This is a genomic window from Paenibacillus sp. FSL H3-0469 (assembly GCF_038051945.1).
In the GTDB taxonomy this organism is placed as follows: Bacteria; Bacillota; Bacilli; order Paenibacillales; family Paenibacillaceae; genus Paenibacillus_AQ.
In genome coordinates, this window is the sequence record NZ_CP150302.1 from 3,596,237 (window position 1) to 3,612,197 (window position 15,961).

Annotated in this window: 22 protein-coding genes; 7 read left to right on the forward strand and 15 right to left on the reverse strand. The window is 47.3% G+C overall.

Annotation, left to right across the window (positions count from 1 at the left end; genetic code table 11):
- Positions 1 to 5: 5 nt before the first annotated feature.
- The 8 genes from NSS83_RS15605 to NSS83_RS15640 all read right to left on the reverse strand — a co-directional run bounded on the left by NSS83_RS15605 (position 6) and on the right by NSS83_RS15640 (position 6,994).
- The gene (locus NSS83_RS15605; protein ID WP_036721798.1) at positions 6 to 206 is read right to left on the reverse strand and encodes a tail protein X; all 201 of its coding nucleotides are present in this window, start codon (positions 204 to 206) and stop codon (positions 6 to 8) included.
- Entirely contained in the window at positions 203 to 3,175 is a 2,973-nt protein-coding gene (locus NSS83_RS15610) for a phage tail tape measure protein (protein WP_341348568.1), read from the reverse strand. Before NSS83_RS15610 ends, NSS83_RS15605 begins: the two co-directional genes overlap by 4 nt.
- 149 nt (positions 3,176 to 3,324) lie before the next feature.
- The gene (locus NSS83_RS15615; protein ID WP_341348569.1) at positions 3,325 to 3,645 is read right to left on the reverse strand and encodes a phage tail assembly protein; all 321 of its coding nucleotides are present in this window, start codon (positions 3,643 to 3,645) and stop codon (positions 3,325 to 3,327) included.
- A 12-nt stretch (positions 3,646 to 3,657) separates the two neighbouring features.
- A complete protein-coding gene (locus NSS83_RS15620) occupies positions 3,658 to 4,176 on the reverse strand; it encodes a phage major tail tube protein (RefSeq protein ID WP_341348570.1) in 519 nt (172 codons plus the stop codon).
- Between the two features lie 14 nt (positions 4,177 to 4,190).
- Complete coding sequence (locus NSS83_RS15625) at positions 4,191 to 5,636, reverse strand: phage tail sheath family protein (RefSeq protein ID WP_341348571.1); 1,446 nt, start codon at positions 5,634 to 5,636, stop codon at positions 4,191 to 4,193.
- Between the two features lie 3 nt (positions 5,637 to 5,639).
- Positions 5,640 to 5,912, reverse strand: a complete 273-nt coding sequence (locus NSS83_RS15630; RefSeq protein ID WP_341183747.1) for a hypothetical protein — start codon at positions 5,910 to 5,912, stop codon at positions 5,640 to 5,642.
- Entirely contained in the window at positions 5,909 to 6,331 is a 423-nt protein-coding gene (locus NSS83_RS15635; protein ID WP_341348572.1) for a hypothetical protein, read from the reverse strand. The genes NSS83_RS15630 and NSS83_RS15635 overlap by 4 nt, the downstream gene beginning before the upstream one ends.
- A 138-nt stretch (positions 6,332 to 6,469) precedes the next feature.
- Positions 6,470 to 6,994, reverse strand: coding sequence for a sigma factor-like helix-turn-helix DNA-binding protein (locus NSS83_RS15640; RefSeq protein ID WP_341348573.1), 525 nt, complete (start codon positions 6,992 to 6,994; stop codon positions 6,470 to 6,472).
- Positions 6,995 to 7,198: 204 nt separating this feature from the next.
- On the opposite strand from NSS83_RS15640, the gene NSS83_RS15645 reads away from it, so the two are divergent.
- Together NSS83_RS15645 and NSS83_RS15650 are read left to right on the forward strand one after the other, a co-directional pair.
- Complete coding sequence (locus NSS83_RS15645) at positions 7,199 to 7,585, forward strand: helix-turn-helix transcriptional regulator (protein ID WP_341183744.1); 387 nt, start codon at positions 7,199 to 7,201, stop codon at positions 7,583 to 7,585.
- Positions 7,586 to 7,682: 97 nt separating this feature from the next.
- The gene (locus tag NSS83_RS15650; RefSeq protein WP_341348574.1) at positions 7,683 to 8,576 is read left to right on the forward strand and encodes an ImmA/IrrE family metallo-endopeptidase; all 894 of its coding nucleotides are present in this window, start codon (positions 7,683 to 7,685) and stop codon (positions 8,574 to 8,576) included.
- Positions 8,577 to 8,935: 359 nt separating this feature from the next.
- On the opposite strand, the gene NSS83_RS15655 is transcribed toward NSS83_RS15650, so the two are convergent.
- Positions 8,936 to 9,208 (reverse strand): YolD-like family protein, encoded by a 273-nt coding sequence (locus NSS83_RS15655; protein WP_341348575.1) that lies wholly within the window; start codon positions 9,206 to 9,208, stop codon positions 8,936 to 8,938.
- Between the two features lie 190 nt (positions 9,209 to 9,398).
- Here NSS83_RS15655 and NSS83_RS15660 point away from each other — a divergent pair, with 190 nt between their 5' ends.
- The 5 genes from NSS83_RS15660 (at position 9,399) to NSS83_RS15680 (ending at position 11,787) form a co-directional block, all read left to right on the forward strand.
- The gene (locus NSS83_RS15660) at positions 9,399 to 9,614 is read left to right on the forward strand and encodes a type II toxin-antitoxin system HicA family toxin (protein ID WP_341348576.1); all 216 of its coding nucleotides are present in this window, start codon (positions 9,399 to 9,401) and stop codon (positions 9,612 to 9,614) included.
- A gap of 62 nt (positions 9,615 to 9,676) precedes the next feature.
- The gene (locus tag NSS83_RS15665; protein WP_341348577.1) at positions 9,677 to 10,093 is read left to right on the forward strand and encodes a type II toxin-antitoxin system HicB family antitoxin; all 417 of its coding nucleotides are present in this window, start codon (positions 9,677 to 9,679) and stop codon (positions 10,091 to 10,093) included.
- Between the two features lie 210 nt (positions 10,094 to 10,303).
- Positions 10,304 to 10,498 carry a type II toxin-antitoxin system HicA family toxin gene (locus NSS83_RS15670; protein ID WP_341348578.1) on the forward strand — a complete coding sequence of 65 codons (195 nt, stop codon included), beginning with the start codon at positions 10,304 to 10,306 and terminating at the stop codon, positions 10,496 to 10,498.
- A gap of 77 nt (positions 10,499 to 10,575) precedes the next feature.
- Positions 10,576 to 10,959, forward strand: coding sequence for a type II toxin-antitoxin system HicB family antitoxin (locus NSS83_RS15675; RefSeq protein WP_341348579.1), 384 nt, complete (start codon positions 10,576 to 10,578; stop codon positions 10,957 to 10,959).
- A gap of 204 nt (positions 10,960 to 11,163) precedes the next feature.
- Positions 11,164 to 11,787, forward strand: a complete 624-nt coding sequence (locus tag NSS83_RS15680; protein ID WP_341348580.1) for a hypothetical protein — start codon at positions 11,164 to 11,166, stop codon at positions 11,785 to 11,787.
- Between the two features lie 59 nt (positions 11,788 to 11,846).
- Here the strand turns inward: NSS83_RS15680 and NSS83_RS15685 are convergent, their stop codons facing one another.
- From NSS83_RS15685 to NSS83_RS15710, 6 genes are all read right to left on the reverse strand, one after another.
- Entirely contained in the window at positions 11,847 to 12,119 is a 273-nt protein-coding gene (locus tag NSS83_RS15685) for a holin (protein WP_341348581.1), read from the reverse strand.
- On the reverse strand, positions 12,119 to 12,802 hold the full coding sequence (locus NSS83_RS15690; RefSeq protein WP_341348582.1) for an N-acetylmuramoyl-L-alanine amidase: 684 nt from the start codon (positions 12,800 to 12,802) through the stop codon (positions 12,119 to 12,121). The genes NSS83_RS15685 and NSS83_RS15690 overlap by 1 nt, the downstream gene beginning before the upstream one ends.
- 1 nt (position 12,803) lies before the next feature.
- Entirely contained in the window at positions 12,804 to 13,163 is a 360-nt protein-coding gene (locus NSS83_RS15695; RefSeq protein WP_341348583.1) for a hypothetical protein, read from the reverse strand.
- Between the two features lie 217 nt (positions 13,164 to 13,380).
- The gene (locus tag NSS83_RS15700; RefSeq protein ID WP_341348584.1) at positions 13,381 to 14,856 is read right to left on the reverse strand and encodes a hypothetical protein; all 1,476 of its coding nucleotides are present in this window, start codon (positions 14,854 to 14,856) and stop codon (positions 13,381 to 13,383) included.
- A 238-nt stretch (positions 14,857 to 15,094) separates the two neighbouring features.
- On the reverse strand, positions 15,095 to 15,274 hold the full coding sequence (locus NSS83_RS15705; RefSeq protein ID WP_341348585.1) for a hypothetical protein: 180 nt from the start codon (positions 15,272 to 15,274) through the stop codon (positions 15,095 to 15,097).
- A 93-nt stretch (positions 15,275 to 15,367) separates the two neighbouring features.
- Positions 15,368 to 15,952, reverse strand: coding sequence for a hypothetical protein (locus NSS83_RS15710; RefSeq protein WP_341348586.1), 585 nt, complete (start codon positions 15,950 to 15,952; stop codon positions 15,368 to 15,370).
- Positions 15,953 to 15,961 lie beyond the last annotated feature (9 nt).

The window sequence follows — 15,961 nt, forward strand, 5'->3', positions numbered from 1 at the left end:
GTGCTTCACTCCCTTCGCCAGGGAGGCAGTGAACTGGATATGTCTGTGGGCAGCTCCGGTACATTCAGTACAATATTGCCTGAGAATACACTGACAGCAGCATGTGCCGGATTAGCATTCAAGAGCAGCGTCAGGAAACGGGCATCTCCATAGATTTTAAAAGCAATCCCGTCCCACATATCGCCTTGTACCGTTCTATAGATCATTGGAAGCTCACCCGCCTCTGTTGCAGCAGCATCGACTTGAACCGGCGTTCGAAGCCGTCCTCTGTCTGCTTTAAAGCCTCCCGTACCTGTTCAGCTACAGACTTATCGCCCCCCTGAAGGGTTACACTAGGCGCCCAGGTTACATGTATATCCCCATTGTTAACGGAATTATTATTATATCCCATTAAGTCATTTGCCTTCTCAAGCAAAGACCGGGACCGGGGCTTGCGGTTTAAGGGAATAGCGATTTCAGGGCCAGCCTCACCAAAAATAGAGGGCACGTATGCGATACCGCCTTCAGCGTACCCCTCAAAACCCGGATCATGTCGCGCCAAATAATTCGCTTTTTGGCCAGCTTTAGTACGCGTATTAGGCGTACCATCAGTTTTAATGGACTTGTGAACTTCTCCCCACTCTTCGTCCGTAAGTTTCCAGTTTGGAACCTGTCCGGTTTGCTCCCAAAGGATTTGTACGTTTACTCTCTTATCGGCAGGCAGTTTATCAACCTCAGCGTTAAGATTTATCATATCAGTCATAGCTTGATTAAATTGTGCTTGTTCAGCAGCAGACATATCCTTGTACTTGGCCGCTTGCTCTTGCAAGGTACCGCCGAGATCAAGCTCAATCAATTTCTTTTGGGAGTTGTAGTAGGAAATAAAGCTGTTTTCAGCTTCGGTTATTTCACTTTGAGTTTTCTTAATTTTTTTATTGTCTTTATCAAATGATTTCTCTAGTTCACCAAAATCTTCTTCAAACTGAAGTGTTCCTCCTAAATAATCATAGTCTTTTCCAGTGACTTGAGTAGCTTTTTTAGCAAAATCTGTAAGACGCTCTATCTTCTGATCATTTTCAGGGCTTAATTCTATTTCAGTGTATTCCGCCTGAAGTTGAACATAATCTCTATACTTCACCTTGTTCTTTTCATAAGAAGCCGTTTGTTTCTGGAGGTCCTGAGTCAGTTTGGAATAATTATTCTCCAATTCAGGCAATTTCGCTTGTGCAGTAAGTGCATCATGTTCTAATTCACGACGGCCCATTTCTTCCTTGGCTTTAGCAATATCTCCGACAAGACCTATCTGTTCTTTGAACTTATCATTCTTGGAGCCTTCTGCAGACAAAATATTTGGATTCATATCGATAAGTTCCTGCTCGACTAGCTTCTGCTTTCTTCTAGCTTCTAACAATTCTGCAGCGGGTGTATTTGCATCCTTAATTTTCTTATCCAACCGGTCTTGTTCAGTAATTAGATCCTTGGTTCTAGCACTGGCCTCCTCAATCCCAGCATAATTGGCATAGGACTCATCCAGCGCATCCCCCATATTCAAAAGCTCCTGGCGCGCATCCTCCTGATGCTTTTTGAAGGCGATGACACCGGCTGTGACCAGCCCCACACCGGCAACAGCGAGACCGACGGGATTCGTCAGTAATCCCAGCGCACCCGCAAATCCTCCAGCCGCTCCACTGGCCGCGCTGGCCGCCTTAATGATCGTGGAGAACTCCTGAACAATCTTCACTGTTTTTGTGGCCAGCATCGCAGCAGGAACAGCGAGACCGATAACCATCAGCACTTCTTTGTTGTCTGACGCCCAGCTGGTCAGCCCCTGAAGTGCAGGCATCACACTCTCTCCCAAAGGAACCACAAGACCGGACATCAACTCCCGCCCTATGGCTGCAAACTGCTCGGTTAGCGTATTATCCTTAATCGCAGACACTTCATCCATCGTCTGCCGGGTCATATCAAACTGATGCCGCGTCTGGCCCAGCGACAACACCGCTTTGTTGCCTATCTCCTCAAACTGAGACCCAAATATAGCGCTGGCAAGGGCCGCTTGATGAACCGGATCTTTAATTGCTTTTAGTTTAGCAATCACCTGATTCATGGCATCCTTACCGGTCATAGACCCGTCTGCCAGCCCCTTGAAGATTTCATCCCCATTGCCCATTGTCTTGCGCAGTTGAAGCATGGCCTTGCTCGCCGAATCACCGCCCGCCTTCAAATCCTTGACCAGGGCAACAGCTCCATTCTTTCCGGCCACTTTCACCAATTCGCCGAATTCTTTCGACTTCGTTCCGCCGCTTACAAGTGCAGCACTGAATTGGTTCAGCTGCTCAGGTGCAAACAACTCATAGACAGCGGTCTTTGTGGAATCCGAGCCCTCTTTCACCGTTGAACTGAATTTCTTCACAAGCCCGGCAAGACCCTCAAGGGAATCCCCCCCATTGTCCATGCCAGAGCTCAACAACTCAAACATCTCGTCAGCAGAATATCCCATTTTCTTGAAGTCTTCGCTGTGTTTCTCTACGGCACTTAGAAGCCCACCGGATGTATTCAGCCCCTTCTGTGCGCCTTGGGCCATCAGATTGTACGCCTGTTCTGAAGAAATGCCGAATTTCTGCATCATCGCATCAACAGCTTGTACTGAGTCTGATATATCCCCCTTAAACACATCACGATACGTCATAGCCTTCTGGGTAGTCGTCTCCAGTTCATCTCCGGTTTGGCCAAGAACTTGGTTTACCATCCCAACCGCGTCACCGATATCCTCGAAGTTTTTACCGTAATTCTGACTGTACAGGCTATCGGAGATTTCTTTCATTCCGCTCATTTCAGCGGCGGTTAATCCGGTTGATGCCTGAAGCTGCGCCATTGCCCCGGCAGAATCATTCACAGCCGTCCATACCGCTTTTAGCGGTTCAACCGCTTTAGTCAGCATGGAGAAATCCACTTCTTTGAAAGCAGTCTTAAGTTTGTCACCGAGTTGTTCGGCTTCGTCGCCAGCGTCCTCAGCATCTCCGCGCAGTTGATCAAAGTAGCCCGCCCTGGCCAGCTCTTTAAGCACGTCTTCCAAATCCTTAATTTGCTGTTCCACTTCCTCGACAGAGCGGGGAACATTTGGATTCACCAATACATTCAGCCGGACAATAAGCTCACTGATGCTGCTTGGACTCCCTGAACCTGAACCTGCCATAGGTTACCTCCCTCCTTTAATTCTCGCCACCCGCTCTGCCCAATCCCCCAGTTCCTCGACAGGCAGGCCGAGAAAATAGGGGATTGGAGTATGGGTAAGCATGGCCAAAGAGACGGCGATGTCTTTGATCCCATCGCCGTCTCCGCAGCCTACAGCAGCAAAAAACTTTGTGCCTGTAAGGTAAGTTTTGTGAAATCCTTAGCGGGCAGTGCTTTAATCAGCCCCACATGGACACCAGCAGCCTTGGCCACAATATAAGCCTGATAGGCTTTATTGGTCTCCTTAATCAATTCCCCGCCGGATTGACGGGCAGATTCCATCTGATATTGCCGGTCACAGGTAAGGATGTCCTCACCGGTTAATTTGTCAAAATCAATATTCAGGCTCTCAAACGTATCGCCCTCAAAGTTGACAGGCCGGGCGAAAGTGTATACTTCCGCTCCGGTCTCCTCCAGTTTTTCTGTTCCCATCGTGCACTCTCCTTATAGACCAAGATTCTGTTTGGTAGCCGCAAGGTAATCCACTTCATATACTTTATGAATGTAGTTATACTTATCAATTTCCAGTACCTGGACACCATCCAGGGTGACCTTCAAATAGTTAACCGAGAAGTTGTTGGTAGTATCCATTGCGGCTCCAGTCTCCAGATTACCGAGTGTCAAGCCGAGCGGTCTAGCCCGGACGGTAACCTTGAACGGCACCTCGCGGTATTCACTTGTCGCGGTATCGAAGGTCTGAATGGAAGCACGCAGATCCAGCGAGTGGACCTTCGGTGCCAGCAGAGAGGCTGCTGCACTCTCAATCGTGCGCCATTTAAGCGCCAGACTCATCGCTCCCGTGTACCCTGGTGAAGGCGCCGCCATTTCTCCGGCAATCCCGCCCCCTTTGATGGTATCTACCAGGTAAGTAATTTCCGGCAAGGTCGCGGTTGCTGTTCCCAAGTAATCAACGGCATTCAAATACACCGAATAATCAATAACTCTTTCTGATCTTTTTGGCATTATTGCTCCTCCTTTTACGCTACCAGCGCAGCCAAGTATGTTGTGTCGTATTCAAGCAGGAATGAAATCTCCTGTGCCGGTCCAGGCGGCGTAAGATGCAGATGGAATGTAATTTTACCGGCCATCAGATCTGTCACCGGATTCTCCGATTCATTGAACTCTACCCGCCCCCCCAGCAGTGCTCCCGATGCAGTCAGGCCATTCAGCCAAATGTTAACTGAATCCGTAACCGCAGCTACCAGCCGCTTGTTCATCGGGTCATCCACCTTCTGCATGTAGGTCAGAATCAGACTGTTGCCGATCCAGTTGAACATCCGGCGGACCGGAATAAAACTGTCTTTAGGATCGGTTACGCCCGGATATGCAGCGGTGTTGTTCCCCCAGCTTTTCCAGCCGCTCGTCCCCAGGTTAAGGGCGGTTACAATGCCTGCACTGTTCAGGTAGCTGGCCTGGTCAATTCCGAGGAATTGGCTTGTCCCGTCAGATAGTGCAGTGCCATCCGCCTGTAGAGGCTTATTAGAAGGCGATACAAAAGGGATACCTCCATTATCGGCATCCGCCGCGGCAATAAGGCCGGCAAGCTGAGTGGAGAAATGATATTTCTTCTCCCCAAGCGTCAGCATCGGATAGGCGGCAACTTGCAGAGCACCCGTGTAGTTATTGTTGGCTTTCCATGTACCGGCCTCTGTATAAGAGCAGGATGGATCAATATCCGTCAGCGCAATCGCCTTGAAATTCCCATTGATATTCCCGGCTTTCGCCTTCATCACTGCACCAACCGCAGGCAAATGCGACCAGCCCGGAGCCAGCAGCAGATCCGGAAGGATACCGAAACGCGGGTAAGCTTGATGAACCAGCTCAAAACCGGTATATTCACCGGAAGATGTTACGCCCCCAATGATATCCTCAGCTTCTACAGCACCAGGGTCCAGCTTGTCATATCCAATAGAAAGTTGATCAATGCTGGATGCAATTGCACCAGAAGCCTTCGTTGTGACTAACACATGTCCATTCTGATCAAAAGCAGCTGTATAATCCTTACCGGATACATAAGTAGAAGTACCATCTGAAGATTTAACAATCAGTGTAGGCAGTAGTACCCCCTCAGCCTGCAAAGTTGCCAACTGGTTACTGACAACTACCGCTGCTGGAGCAACCGTTGTTTTGTGGATAGCCGGGTCAAGCACATTAACCAGAATCATGGGGGCTCTTTCGTACAAGGCAAAATGAGAATACACTAACTCGCTCAGCGTATATTTTGACCAGTCGTCACTATATCCCAGAGCTGCCACGGCTTCTGCGTAGTTATTCACAAGCACTGGAGTATTAACAGGTACAGCTGAAGTTGCCATATGGAGGGGAGCTGTACCCACCGCAAAGGGAATACCGCTTGTTGCTTTTGCGGGAGCCAGAACCGAAGTTGATTGTTCAATAATGCTTACACCATGTTTAAATGACATTGATTAGATCCCCTTTCCTAGAAGCCTTTGATAGACTGTATATTCTGCGGTTCCTGCTTGAAGAATTCGCTCCTGCACTGCGGTCATTTCCTCAACCGGAACAATCAGTTCAGCCACATCCGGCTGTTCAGCCATCAGGGGCGTTAAATAAGATGGAATGCCCGACCGGAATACGGTCGCTTGCAGCAGTTGGCCGCCACGCAAGTTAGGACCCAGATAAATTTGTATGGGCTCCTGCCCGGTTTGAGGTTGGTCATTATTTTCAATAGAATTCACAATACTACCTCCTGTCGAATTTGGGGCAATGCCCAGGTTGTTGTAAGTTCGCCCCTCCACACTGCTGAAGGGTGCTCTTCGTCAAGCTTCCATGTCCAATTGGCTTCCAAACTGAATTTCTGCTCAAGAACTCGTTGGCGCAATAGCAGGATACGTACCCGCTCCATCAGATTAAGCAGAACAATTAAGCCTGTATCATCTTCGGAGGAAGTTCCAAATTGAAGTTTAATTTGAATTTGCCCGTGACTAGAATCTCCCTCACCCTCAGTAGGCCGAAGCATAATTACCGGAGATACCGGATTTATGCTTGTATCCGTCGTAAGATATCCCAGCAGAACTGGGGGCACGGGCTGCGTATCATCAGCCAATTCCTTTTGCAGAAATTTCTGGATTGCCATAAGTAACAGCGTAATGGTCACTTTCGCCCTCCTTGTATTTAGAACTCATTTCTGAACCGTGCTGGTCGCACGTAACGGATTCATGATGATTAACCTCCCTTCTATTTATTAGGGGCTTTCACTAGACAAACCCATTATTTATATTTCGTGCAGCGTGCTTCATCTGAGAAGTGAACCAAATTCGTCCATTACGGAACTGATCTTTTTTTGCGCACGCTGGATATATTCACTTACGCTGCCTGCCGAAATCATGAGCATTCCAGCAATAGCCACATGCGAGAATCCTTCACCGTTAGCCAGCATATAACACTCCCGCTCCCTTCTGCTTAACAGCCCGAGAACATGTTCCAGTTGAAAGCGCTGATCCTCCGATATGCCCTCTGAAGGGATCGCCTTGAAACGGCCAGTGAAATTTTGCATACGAATAGGCTCTAAGAGAATTTCCCGCTCGTAACCCGCACGCCGTTCAATTCCCCGTTTATTCCCCGGCCGGCGACCACTGCTCAGCCACTCAATCACATACTTGCAGTCACTGACCATTCCGGCGATCACCTTCTTATCATCCGCGTCCGCACCTTTGTACAACTGTTCTACACCTTTTAATGATCTTTGGTATTCCGGAAGCATTCTTAGACCGTAATCAGAATGGAGTAATATCCTATCCTCCTGCTCAATCATGCTCATGTTGATTCCCCTCTCTCATAAAAATTCCGCAAATAAATACTCAATTTCGTATTTTTTATTTATATTATGCTCAATTTCGCATTATGTCAAGCATTTCATCCTCTTAAATACGAAAATGCATATTTACTTTTCCCTTCAATCTCTCTAAAATAAAAGAAGATAATACGAAGTAGCGTATATCGGTTATTATGAGGAGGACTGTGTGTGCAGCGGGCTGAAGTCTTAAAGCGATTAATTGAGGAAACCGGCCTGAACACCAAGGCTTTTTCAGAAAAGGCAGGAATTCCTTATACTACGCTGAGGTCCATTCTAATGCGGGGTGTCGGAGGAGCTTCTGTTGATAATGTTCTTAAGGTATGCCGTGCCTTAGGGATCACTACCGAAGAAATGGATCGTCTGGCCAATGGATCAACAGAAGGAGACTCTGCTTCACCAATGTCTGAGCTGTCTGAGTTCGAAGCTTTTTTAAACAATCCGGAGCATGGGCTATTTTTCAAGGATTATCTGGATGCACCGGATGAGCGTAAGCGGGAAATGTTAACCTTCTGGCAATTTATCAAAGACCAAGAAAAGAAAAAAGCCGACTCTTAGACACCAATTAAAAAGTAGAACACATCGTGGTTTCAGCCAACGGGCTGATTCCGCATATCCATATATACGAACATACATTCTATTTCGGAGGTATAATATGTTTATTCATTATACAAAAACACATTTGGAGCATTTCGTGGAGAACCTCTACATAACCCATTCGATTCTGCAACCGGAGGACATCACAATTCCTAAGTTATCAGAAGAGTTAGATGTGCTTGTTAATTATGCGTCGATTACAAGCCGTGCTTATGAGTCCTCATTAGGTGTACGTTATATACTTCTGGATAATCGGGATTCTCCTATGAAGCAGCGGTTTAATTTTCTGCATGAGCTATGCCATATCCTGAGACACGCCGGCAATCAGACGGTAATGCCTGTCCCCTTCATCAAAGCGCAGGAGGAGGATGCTGAGAAATTCGTTTTTTATGCCACCATGCCCTTTTTTATGCTCCGAACGTACAGTTTATCCGATGAATATTCTATTGCAGTTCAGCAGATTTCAGAGCTCTTTGGTGTACCCATAGATATGGCCAAAAGCCGGTTTGATCAAATCTTACGTCGGGAGTATGAGGGAGAAATGTGGCCTAAGAGGAGAAAAGAGCATCAGTATGCCTTTTATCAAGCTGAAGAGGAATGGTGCCAAGCTTCGGATCAACCAGCAGTCTTTGCCTATTATGATCCTCACAGCACTTTGGATGGCCCCGATCAGCTTATTGTCTTTCTTGATCAGCACACGTTATCTACAGGAACTGAATGGAGGATTCCTTTGGAGGAGAGATTTCAAGAAATTGAGCTGGATGTCCTGAGGAATTTAGAACTTGCGCCAGCCGCAAAGGGAGATCTGATCTGCTTCGATGGACAGCTTACCTTACAGCTTCACCAGCTTGTACACAGGTATGGTTCATCCAAACGAAACTTTGTACTCCAAATGAGAGATGTTGAACAGATCTTTGAAGCGGATCAGAGTACGGTGCGAAGATTTTTGTGAGCAGATATAAACAGTTTCTCCCCTGGTTAAATGTAATAATCTTCCACTGAAAAACCTGGCCGCTCCTCCGATGTAAATCAAAAAGCCCTAGATCACTGGGCTACCGACTGACAGAACATAAAAAAAGCTCCCAACCATAAAGGCCAGGAGCTTCCATTCCTTGAACAAGGAAATCTTAACGTTTCGAGAACTGTGGAGCGCGACGAGCAGCTTTGAGGCCGTATTTCTTACGTTCTTAAATAACGATTTACGATTAGTTCCGATTGCCGCATATAATAGGTAGTTTTTCGATTTTGATTTCGATTAATTCCGATTAGTTCAGATGCAAATATGGTCAGAATATGGTCACGGACTCAGGCTTAATATGCTGGGTCCTCCACTTTCAAAATGTCTCGGAACGGTATCTTCACAGTATCATTATAACCCTGTCTAATGTGAATTAACTGCTTGTCACCGTCCAGTTTTTCAACAGTTCCCTGAACAGCTCCTTGTCTGTAAACGAGTAAAATCAATGGCTTATCAGTCTGCTTTGCTTCCTGGAGTCTTTCAGCAATTTCCTGTTGAGTGAATTCATCCAGTTTAGGACGATCATCATTTTTTCGTTTGCTCGATGGCTTAGGTATGGCTGTCATTTTCATCATCCTCTCGAACGTTCGTTCTCATATTATATACGAATAAACGTTCTTATTTCAAGATAATAAAATCGAGTTAAGGAAAATTCCCCCTAAGTAAACACATAAGTAACGCGCGTAAATAACACGCATTTTCTTGTTGACGCGCATTATTTACGCGTGTTCTAATATAATAGAAGGGAGGGAGATAATGGGGAAGCAAAGAACATTACGACAAGTACTTAAGACCTTGAGGAAAGAAGGCTTCGCACCTTCAGCAAATCACGGTCATGGCGGCAGTCACCAGCGCTGGATACACAAGGAAGACCCTACCCGGTATGCGGACGTAAGCAGCCATAGCAGCGGGGACGTATTCGCCAAAGGTACTTTAAAGAGCATGGAACGGACTTCCGGGGTTGAGTTTTAACCCCGGAGTTTCCCCCTACCCCTCCCCACGAGTGAAAGATAAAATGAAGGAGTGTGAATTTGTTGAAAACACATTATGTCTATCCTATCGTTGTTGAGCGGACGGAATCAAATCTAAGCATGTACTTCCCCGACTTTCCAGGTACAGCAATAACAGCGGTCGAGTTGATAGAGGGATTAGGAAGGGCGAAAGAGATGTTGGCGTTCCGCGCGCAAGAACTGGAGGAAGCCGGGCACCCCCTCCCTACTCCCTCGGAGCCAGATCAAATCGAACTGGAGGATGAGAGTGACAAAATTGTTTTCGTTGAGGTGTATATGCCGCCCTACCGGGATGCCGCAGCCAACAAGGCCGTAACGAAAAACTGCACGCTTCCTAAGTGGCTGCGTGACGCTGCCGATGATGCTGGTCTAAATTTTTCTCAGGTTCTGCAAAACGGATTAAAGGACGCTCTGGGGATTGATAAGCAAGGTCGATTTTGAACATCTGCCCTGCTTCCTTATTAGGTCGCATTACCCTTAAACTATGTGAATAAAAAGAGCCGCGCGGGATCATTCCTGTGGCGGTTCTTTAACATGCTCTATTGCAGAAATTAAGGTAAGGCAAATTTTCCTGAGCAACATCTATTTCATAATATAACTTGCAATACGTACTAATACGTGTTATAATATTATTAGGAGGTGAGGGAAAGGATGAAGAGTTACTCTTCAAGAGAGGTGTTAAGGATACTGAACAAAAACGGATGGTACGAAGTACACTCCGTGGGCGATCACTTCCAATACAAACACCCGACCATCAAGGGCAAGGTTACCATAACCCACCCGGTCAAAGATGTTGCAATACATATCCTAAAGGATATAGAGAAAAAGACGGGGCTGAAATTCTAGCCCCTCCCTTTTTCACTTTTAATAAATAGATATATAATGATTTTGATTTTTAAAAATCAATAAGGAAGGTGTAAACATTGAAGAAAAGCTATACGTATCCTGCAGTCTTGAACTTTACCGATAATCACATTGAAGTTTCCTTCCCTGATCTGGAGGAAGCCCTCTCCCAGGCCGATAATGTAGAGCAAGCCGTTAGACGCGCAAACGAAGTATTGAAACTCACCATTGAAAGCCGCTTAGAGGATAAAGAGGCAATTCCGTTACCTACTCCATTAAATGATCTACAGCTTGAACCTAACCAGCGGACAATCGTTGCTACGGCGATTTTGAATGAAAAGGTGACTTACGTAAAAAAGACATTAACTATCCCTAGCGATTTAAACGAAGATGCAGAAGTCGCTGGATTGAATTTCTCTCAGGTATTACAGCGTGCGCTCCGCGAGGAACTGAGTGGAAAGTAAACCGCCTGATGATGGCCAGAAGGGAACCGGCCGAAACCATTTTGCGCTACGGCGCAGGATGGTCGCGGGAACCCGCTACGAGCTGGCCGTACATGGCTGGCCTTCACATATATTGTTCTTTAAAAATTTTTTTATGATATATAACACTTCATCCATTAAATACCGTAATATTAGATATTATGGATTTAAAGGAGATGGATTGTTTTGAAAAAGCTTTCTTTAGTTACTGGCGTTCTTTTTTCTCTTATTGTATTAAGTGCCTGTACTAATGATACAACCGCAATCAAAGATGAAACCCCCGCTCAGGCGAAAGTCGAAGCTTCAAGTCCGACAGAAGAACCGGCTGCTCCTACAAAAGCACCGACACCAGAACCCACAGAGGCACCAGTTGAAGACATTTGGACTTACTACAATGACGCGACTTGGACGGATGATTTTAAAGGACTTGTATCCACAATTGAAAAAGTTGTTGTATCAGATCGCGCGCCACAAGAAAATGATCAAAATGATCTCACTGCATCTGCTGTAGGCATAAAAGTGAAACTTGAAAACACTACCGAAAAGTTGTTTTCTACGTATCCTGATCAAGCGGTGCTTGTAACTTCTACAGGTGAACAGATCGAATCACCGAGTATGTTTTTGTCAGAACATATAGGCGGAGATATTGATGAAGGTGTTATTAAAGAAGGGGATGTAATTTGGTACTTAAAGCGCGGGCACGCCGCAGATATCAAATGGATTAAACTGAAGTGGAGAGCAATGGAAGGCGATGGTATGGGTACGGATGATGAAATAAAAGAATACGAAGTAAAAATACAGCTTAAATAATGATGAACCCCGCCAGCATCAACCGGCGGGGCTTTTCATATTCCCAAACGCTTGCGAATTTACTCTTTTGTTCCCCCCGGCCTATTACTCAGCACCAGCTCAAACAGACCGGTTGCTGACAAACCGGCCAGCCCGCCGCCCCAGAGCCGCAGCGTCAGGTCAAGGTCACTAAACGGATACGCTGCCCAGCCGATCAGCAGGCCGATGATTAAGCCAATCCACGGCAGCAGGTTACGCGGTACGTTGACAGTGGTCTTCACGAGCTGGACCAACGCCAGCACGAATACAGAGATTAGAGTTGCAAACGCCAATACGTTATTTAGGACCTCCATTATTTAGCCCCCTTGGTGGTCAGCGTGACCGTCTTCGTTACGTTGTTCCAGTTCACCGATGCGCCTAGAGCCTTGCCAACTGCCGCCAGAGGTACATATACCCGACCCTCGATTAGCACGCTATCATCGCCTAACCGATTACCGTTGATTACGGTCGATGCCTTATCTACCTTCATGTCCTTTTCCTCCTCATTAAGCTTAAGATTAATAAGCGCCTTGAACTGCACCCAGCCTGTCCATTTTCCGCCATCGTACATCAGACGCGGGCAAATTTTACCCGACCAATCGTAATGCCGCCGGAGCCGATCCACACCCCAGCCGCGTTCTTTGAGCATTCCCGCCACCAACATAACCGCATTTTCCAGCGTCTGCGCGTAGTTGCCGCTCTCACAGATTTCAATTCCGATGCTTGTCCGGTTGCCGGACTTGCTTCCGCTGCCGTCTCCAGAATGCCAACCAGACTCATTAAGAGGCAGACACTCTACCGCCTCCCGCTCATCCACAACAATGTGATACGACGCCTGCCGGACATTAAACGGATTCGTTAGCCATGAGCGCTCCCCTGCGGCGTTGCTGGACTCGTTTCCCGTGTTGTGTATGGTAAGCGTGGTGGCGCTCATGACATACCCTGGACGGCGCTTGTGTGGCGTGTTGCGCGGTATGTGATCCTTACGGTAGATCATTTTATTTTCCTCCTAAAAAGATGTATCCGATTATGACGAAGATCGTCCCGCCAAGCACGTATTTAAGCAGATCCATCCAGAATTTACGTTCGGTTTGATTATCCTTACCCGACTGCTGCAGCAGCATGAAAATCCGGTTCTCCAGTTGATCAAACTTCCCCATGATTGCGTTAAACTGGACCTTCATTTCGATTGTGGATTCTTTGATCTGCTTGATGTTCTCTTCATGACGATGGTCGCTCTCCTCCAGTAGCCTCAGCTTTGTATTCGCGGTGACATTCTCAGCAGATAGCCGGGTAAACTCCGCAGCCAGCCCTTGCAATTGTTGCTCAACCTCCTCCAGCCTTTGCATCGGCATCACATCTCCGCTCCCTCCTCTGATTTGTTCTCCCCCGTCTGACATTCTGACTGCTCCCCCTCTGTCTCTAATGGTAGTAAAAAAGCCCCCGGGGATCCGAGGGCAAAATAAAAACGCCTCAATGGGCGCTGATGAAATATTTATTTCTCCATTTCACTAGGAGTGGTCATATTCTGTTTCACCTCCCCTCACATACATTCACATACATCAGGCTGCCGAATTAAAATTGGTTGACAAGATAAGTTGTATAGAGGGGACTCATAGATGTTACTATGTGAGAAGCCCCAGCGCTGTTGTATACTGTCTGAGTATTGATGTCCAGCCCTAGTCCGTCTGCATTTTTAATTAGCATAGCTGTTGTATACCCTCCAGTTCCGGATGCGCCAAATCTACCGAATACGGCTATAGCAACATTGTTTGGGTCAGTATTACCGCTTCGTTGTAATGATACAATGTACATAGTATCTTGGACCATCTGCGCAGATGCTCCGGTTAAAGGAAGATTCCAAGGCTGCGTTGCGCCGGAAGCCATCATATAGATAAGACCTACCCACCTTCTCATGGCAGTGCCAGTTACGCCCATACGAGTGTAGCCGCGCAACATGAAGGTAGGGTCAAGAGACACTGTGCCCCAGACCTTACTGCCGTTGACATATGCTGACTTGTTGGAGGCTATGTCTGCAGCAGTGGCCGTAGCATCATTTGTTGCAGCACCTGGCACGCCCAGTACGTTTCGTCCGGCCATAATATTTGCACTTGTGAGAGAACCATCAGATACTATAAATAAGGTGTCCTGATCGATGAAGCCAGTATTGAAGTTCCAGGGCTGTACAGCAAGATTCCCACCAGACGCTGAGGCCACGACTGCTGCGACTTCTAGGCCGCTGAAATCTTCTAGTGTGCCTGCCTGCATTTCTGTACTTCCACTACTAAAGAAAGTATCGTTCACCAATACATGTTCAGGGACGGCATTTGTGCCATTTAAGTCTACACCACCTCCTTCACCCTGTAATTGAAAAGCCGCACCATCGTACACGACCGTGTACACTCCGTTCTGTAAGAGCTTCGGCAAGCTAGCATCGGGTTTAGTGATGTACTTAGCACCTAAGCCACCAGGGTTAAGCGTAGGTGTAGTAAATGCGGAGCTGGCGACATGTGCTTTAAAGGTAAGACGTAAGCCAGCCGTGAGCGCAGTACCTGTAGCGACAGTTATGGCATAGGCAGAAGAGCTGCCTGTTGAAGTAGGTAAGCTTGCCAGGTTAGTGGCCTGCACTTTGTCGGCGGCGGACATCAGCCCATTGGCTGATGTAGTAGCTACAGAGGTACTAGCCTTAGCGTTCCAGGCTGCTTTCTCTGCATCAGTGGTAAATCTGTTGGACGAGTCCTGAACAATGATTGAAGGTGGATGGGTAGCAGGGTGCGTATACGCATTGGCCCCTGCGGCTACTCCGTCGAGTTTGGACTTATCAGCAGCAGACATGAGACCTGCCGCAGAAGCAGTAGCCGCAGTAGTAGATGCCTTGCCATTCCATGCCGTACGCTCCGTAGCGGTAATATGCTTCGTAGTATCGGCGGTGTGATCCTGCGCAGCCTTAACAGCAGTGTCCAAAATATCCATATTTCCGTTTAGATCGTTGATATCTACAATGTCCGTTCCTTCGGGTTTCTTCAGCCCTAAATTTCCTGTGGTCTTCATGACTCTCGCTCCCTTCTCCGCATTAAAAGCCCCCGGGGATCCGAGGGCAAAATAAAAACGCCCTCTATTCGGCGCTTTTAATCTCTGAGGCTTGTTCAGTTGTACTCCTTTGGCTAAATCTCGTAGCTCGGTACCGTGGCATTCTAAGGAATCTGAGTCACTTGGGAGAAAGTGTTACCGCCAAAATAGAGCTTACGAATTTTCTCCGGAATCTCTGTCAGTTATTGGGAAATATGTGTTAGTTGGACTCATCTGCCGCCTTTGCCGCCTGCGCCACCTCTTGGTCTTCTTGGGCCGCTCCATTCAGGAATCCGGCAAGTTGTTTAGCCTCTTCACCAAGGACAAACATCTGAGCCTGCACCTCCATTAGTCTCGCGGCTGCCTGTCTGCGTGTTATTGTCGCATTTTTTTGATTCATGTCGTTTTACCCCTCTCACAATCTAGTAATATTTTCATGCCCATTATACAAAATTATGGTTCTGTGAATCCCTATTGTAGTAAATTGCTGAAATTAGCCGACTGCCCCCGGGTTGCTTCCGTTCCATATTTCGACATCATCCACCAAAATGCGGTACAGCCGGACGCGCTTCCAGTACGCTATACCGCCGTTTACGCTGGCGTGTGCCCGTATGAAGTATGAACCGGAAGCGCCGATAATGTTAACGTTTAAGGTCCTGCGCGGCCCAAGGGTGCCGGTGTATGTCCGGTAATTGTATAAACCGCCACCACCCCACTGGTCCGTCGAGACAATGAAAATGGCATCACTTCGGATGTCCGCTGCCCCCTCCAAAGCAAAGTCAAAAGTAACCGTTGACTTTCCTGTAAGGTCAACCGCAACTGCCGTAACCGCAGCGCACTCCCCGCCGCCAGCTCCCGGGTTATAAGCATACAATTCCACATGGTCCGACTGTTTGGCGTAATACGAATTACTCCCGTAGGTTGCGCCCTGCAATACCCGGAACACAGAGGAATAGAACTGCCTCCATGTCCCGCCAACATTCACGAAAGCACTGTTAACGGATTTCCATACCCCGCCTACGTTTACGGAAGGTGTGGCGGCCTTCCAAGCGCCGCCCACGTTAATATTAAAAGGCATCGTCATTCC

Excerpts from the sequence above, each read along its gene's own strand:
- NSS83_RS15670 (WP_341348578.1), top strand. The coding sequence starts at position 10,304 with ATGAAGAGTTACTCTTCAAGAGAGGTGTTAAGGATACTGAACAAAAAC.
- NSS83_RS15685 (WP_341348581.1), bottom strand. The coding sequence starts at position 12,119 with ATGGAGGTCCTAAATAACGTATTGGCGTTTGCAACTCTAATCTCTGTA.
- NSS83_RS15620 (WP_341348570.1), bottom strand. The coding sequence starts at position 4,176 with ATGCCAAAAAGATCAGAAAGAGTTATTGATTATTCGGTGTATTTGAAT.
- NSS83_RS15610 (WP_341348568.1), bottom strand. The coding sequence starts at position 3,175 with ATGGCAGGTTCAGGTTCAGGGAGTCCAAGCAGCATCAGTGAGCTTATT.
- NSS83_RS15660 (WP_341348576.1), top strand. The coding sequence starts at position 9,399 with ATGGGGAAGCAAAGAACATTACGACAAGTACTTAAGACCTTGAGGAAA.
- NSS83_RS15640 (WP_341348573.1), bottom strand. The coding sequence starts at position 6,994 with ATGAGCATGATTGAGCAGGAGGATAGGATATTACTCCATTCTGATTAC.
- NSS83_RS15655 (WP_341348575.1), bottom strand. The coding sequence starts at position 9,208 with ATGACAGCCATACCTAAGCCATCGAGCAAACGAAAAAATGATGATCGT.
- NSS83_RS15710 (WP_341348586.1), bottom strand. The coding sequence starts at position 15,952 with ATGCCTTTTAATATTAACGTGGGCGGCGCTTGGAAGGCCGCCACACCT.
- NSS83_RS15690 (WP_341348582.1), bottom strand. The coding sequence starts at position 12,802 with ATGATCTACCGTAAGGATCACATACCGCGCAACACGCCACACAAGCGC.
- NSS83_RS15705 (WP_341348585.1), bottom strand. The coding sequence starts at position 15,274 with ATGAATCAAAAAAATGCGACAATAACACGCAGACAGGCAGCCGCGAGA.
- NSS83_RS15605 (WP_036721798.1), bottom strand. The coding sequence starts at position 206 with ATGATCTATAGAACGGTACAAGGCGATATGTGGGACGGGATTGCTTTT.
- NSS83_RS15650 (WP_341348574.1), top strand. The coding sequence starts at position 7,683 with ATGTTTATTCATTATACAAAAACACATTTGGAGCATTTCGTGGAGAAC.
- NSS83_RS15625 (WP_341348571.1), bottom strand. The coding sequence starts at position 5,636 with ATGTCATTTAAACATGGTGTAAGCATTATTGAACAATCAACTTCGGTT.
- NSS83_RS15700 (WP_341348584.1), bottom strand. The coding sequence starts at position 14,856 with ATGAAGACCACAGGAAATTTAGGGCTGAAGAAACCCGAAGGAACGGAC.
- NSS83_RS15615 (WP_341348569.1), bottom strand. The coding sequence starts at position 3,645 with ATGGGAACAGAAAAACTGGAGGAGACCGGAGCGGAAGTATACACTTTC.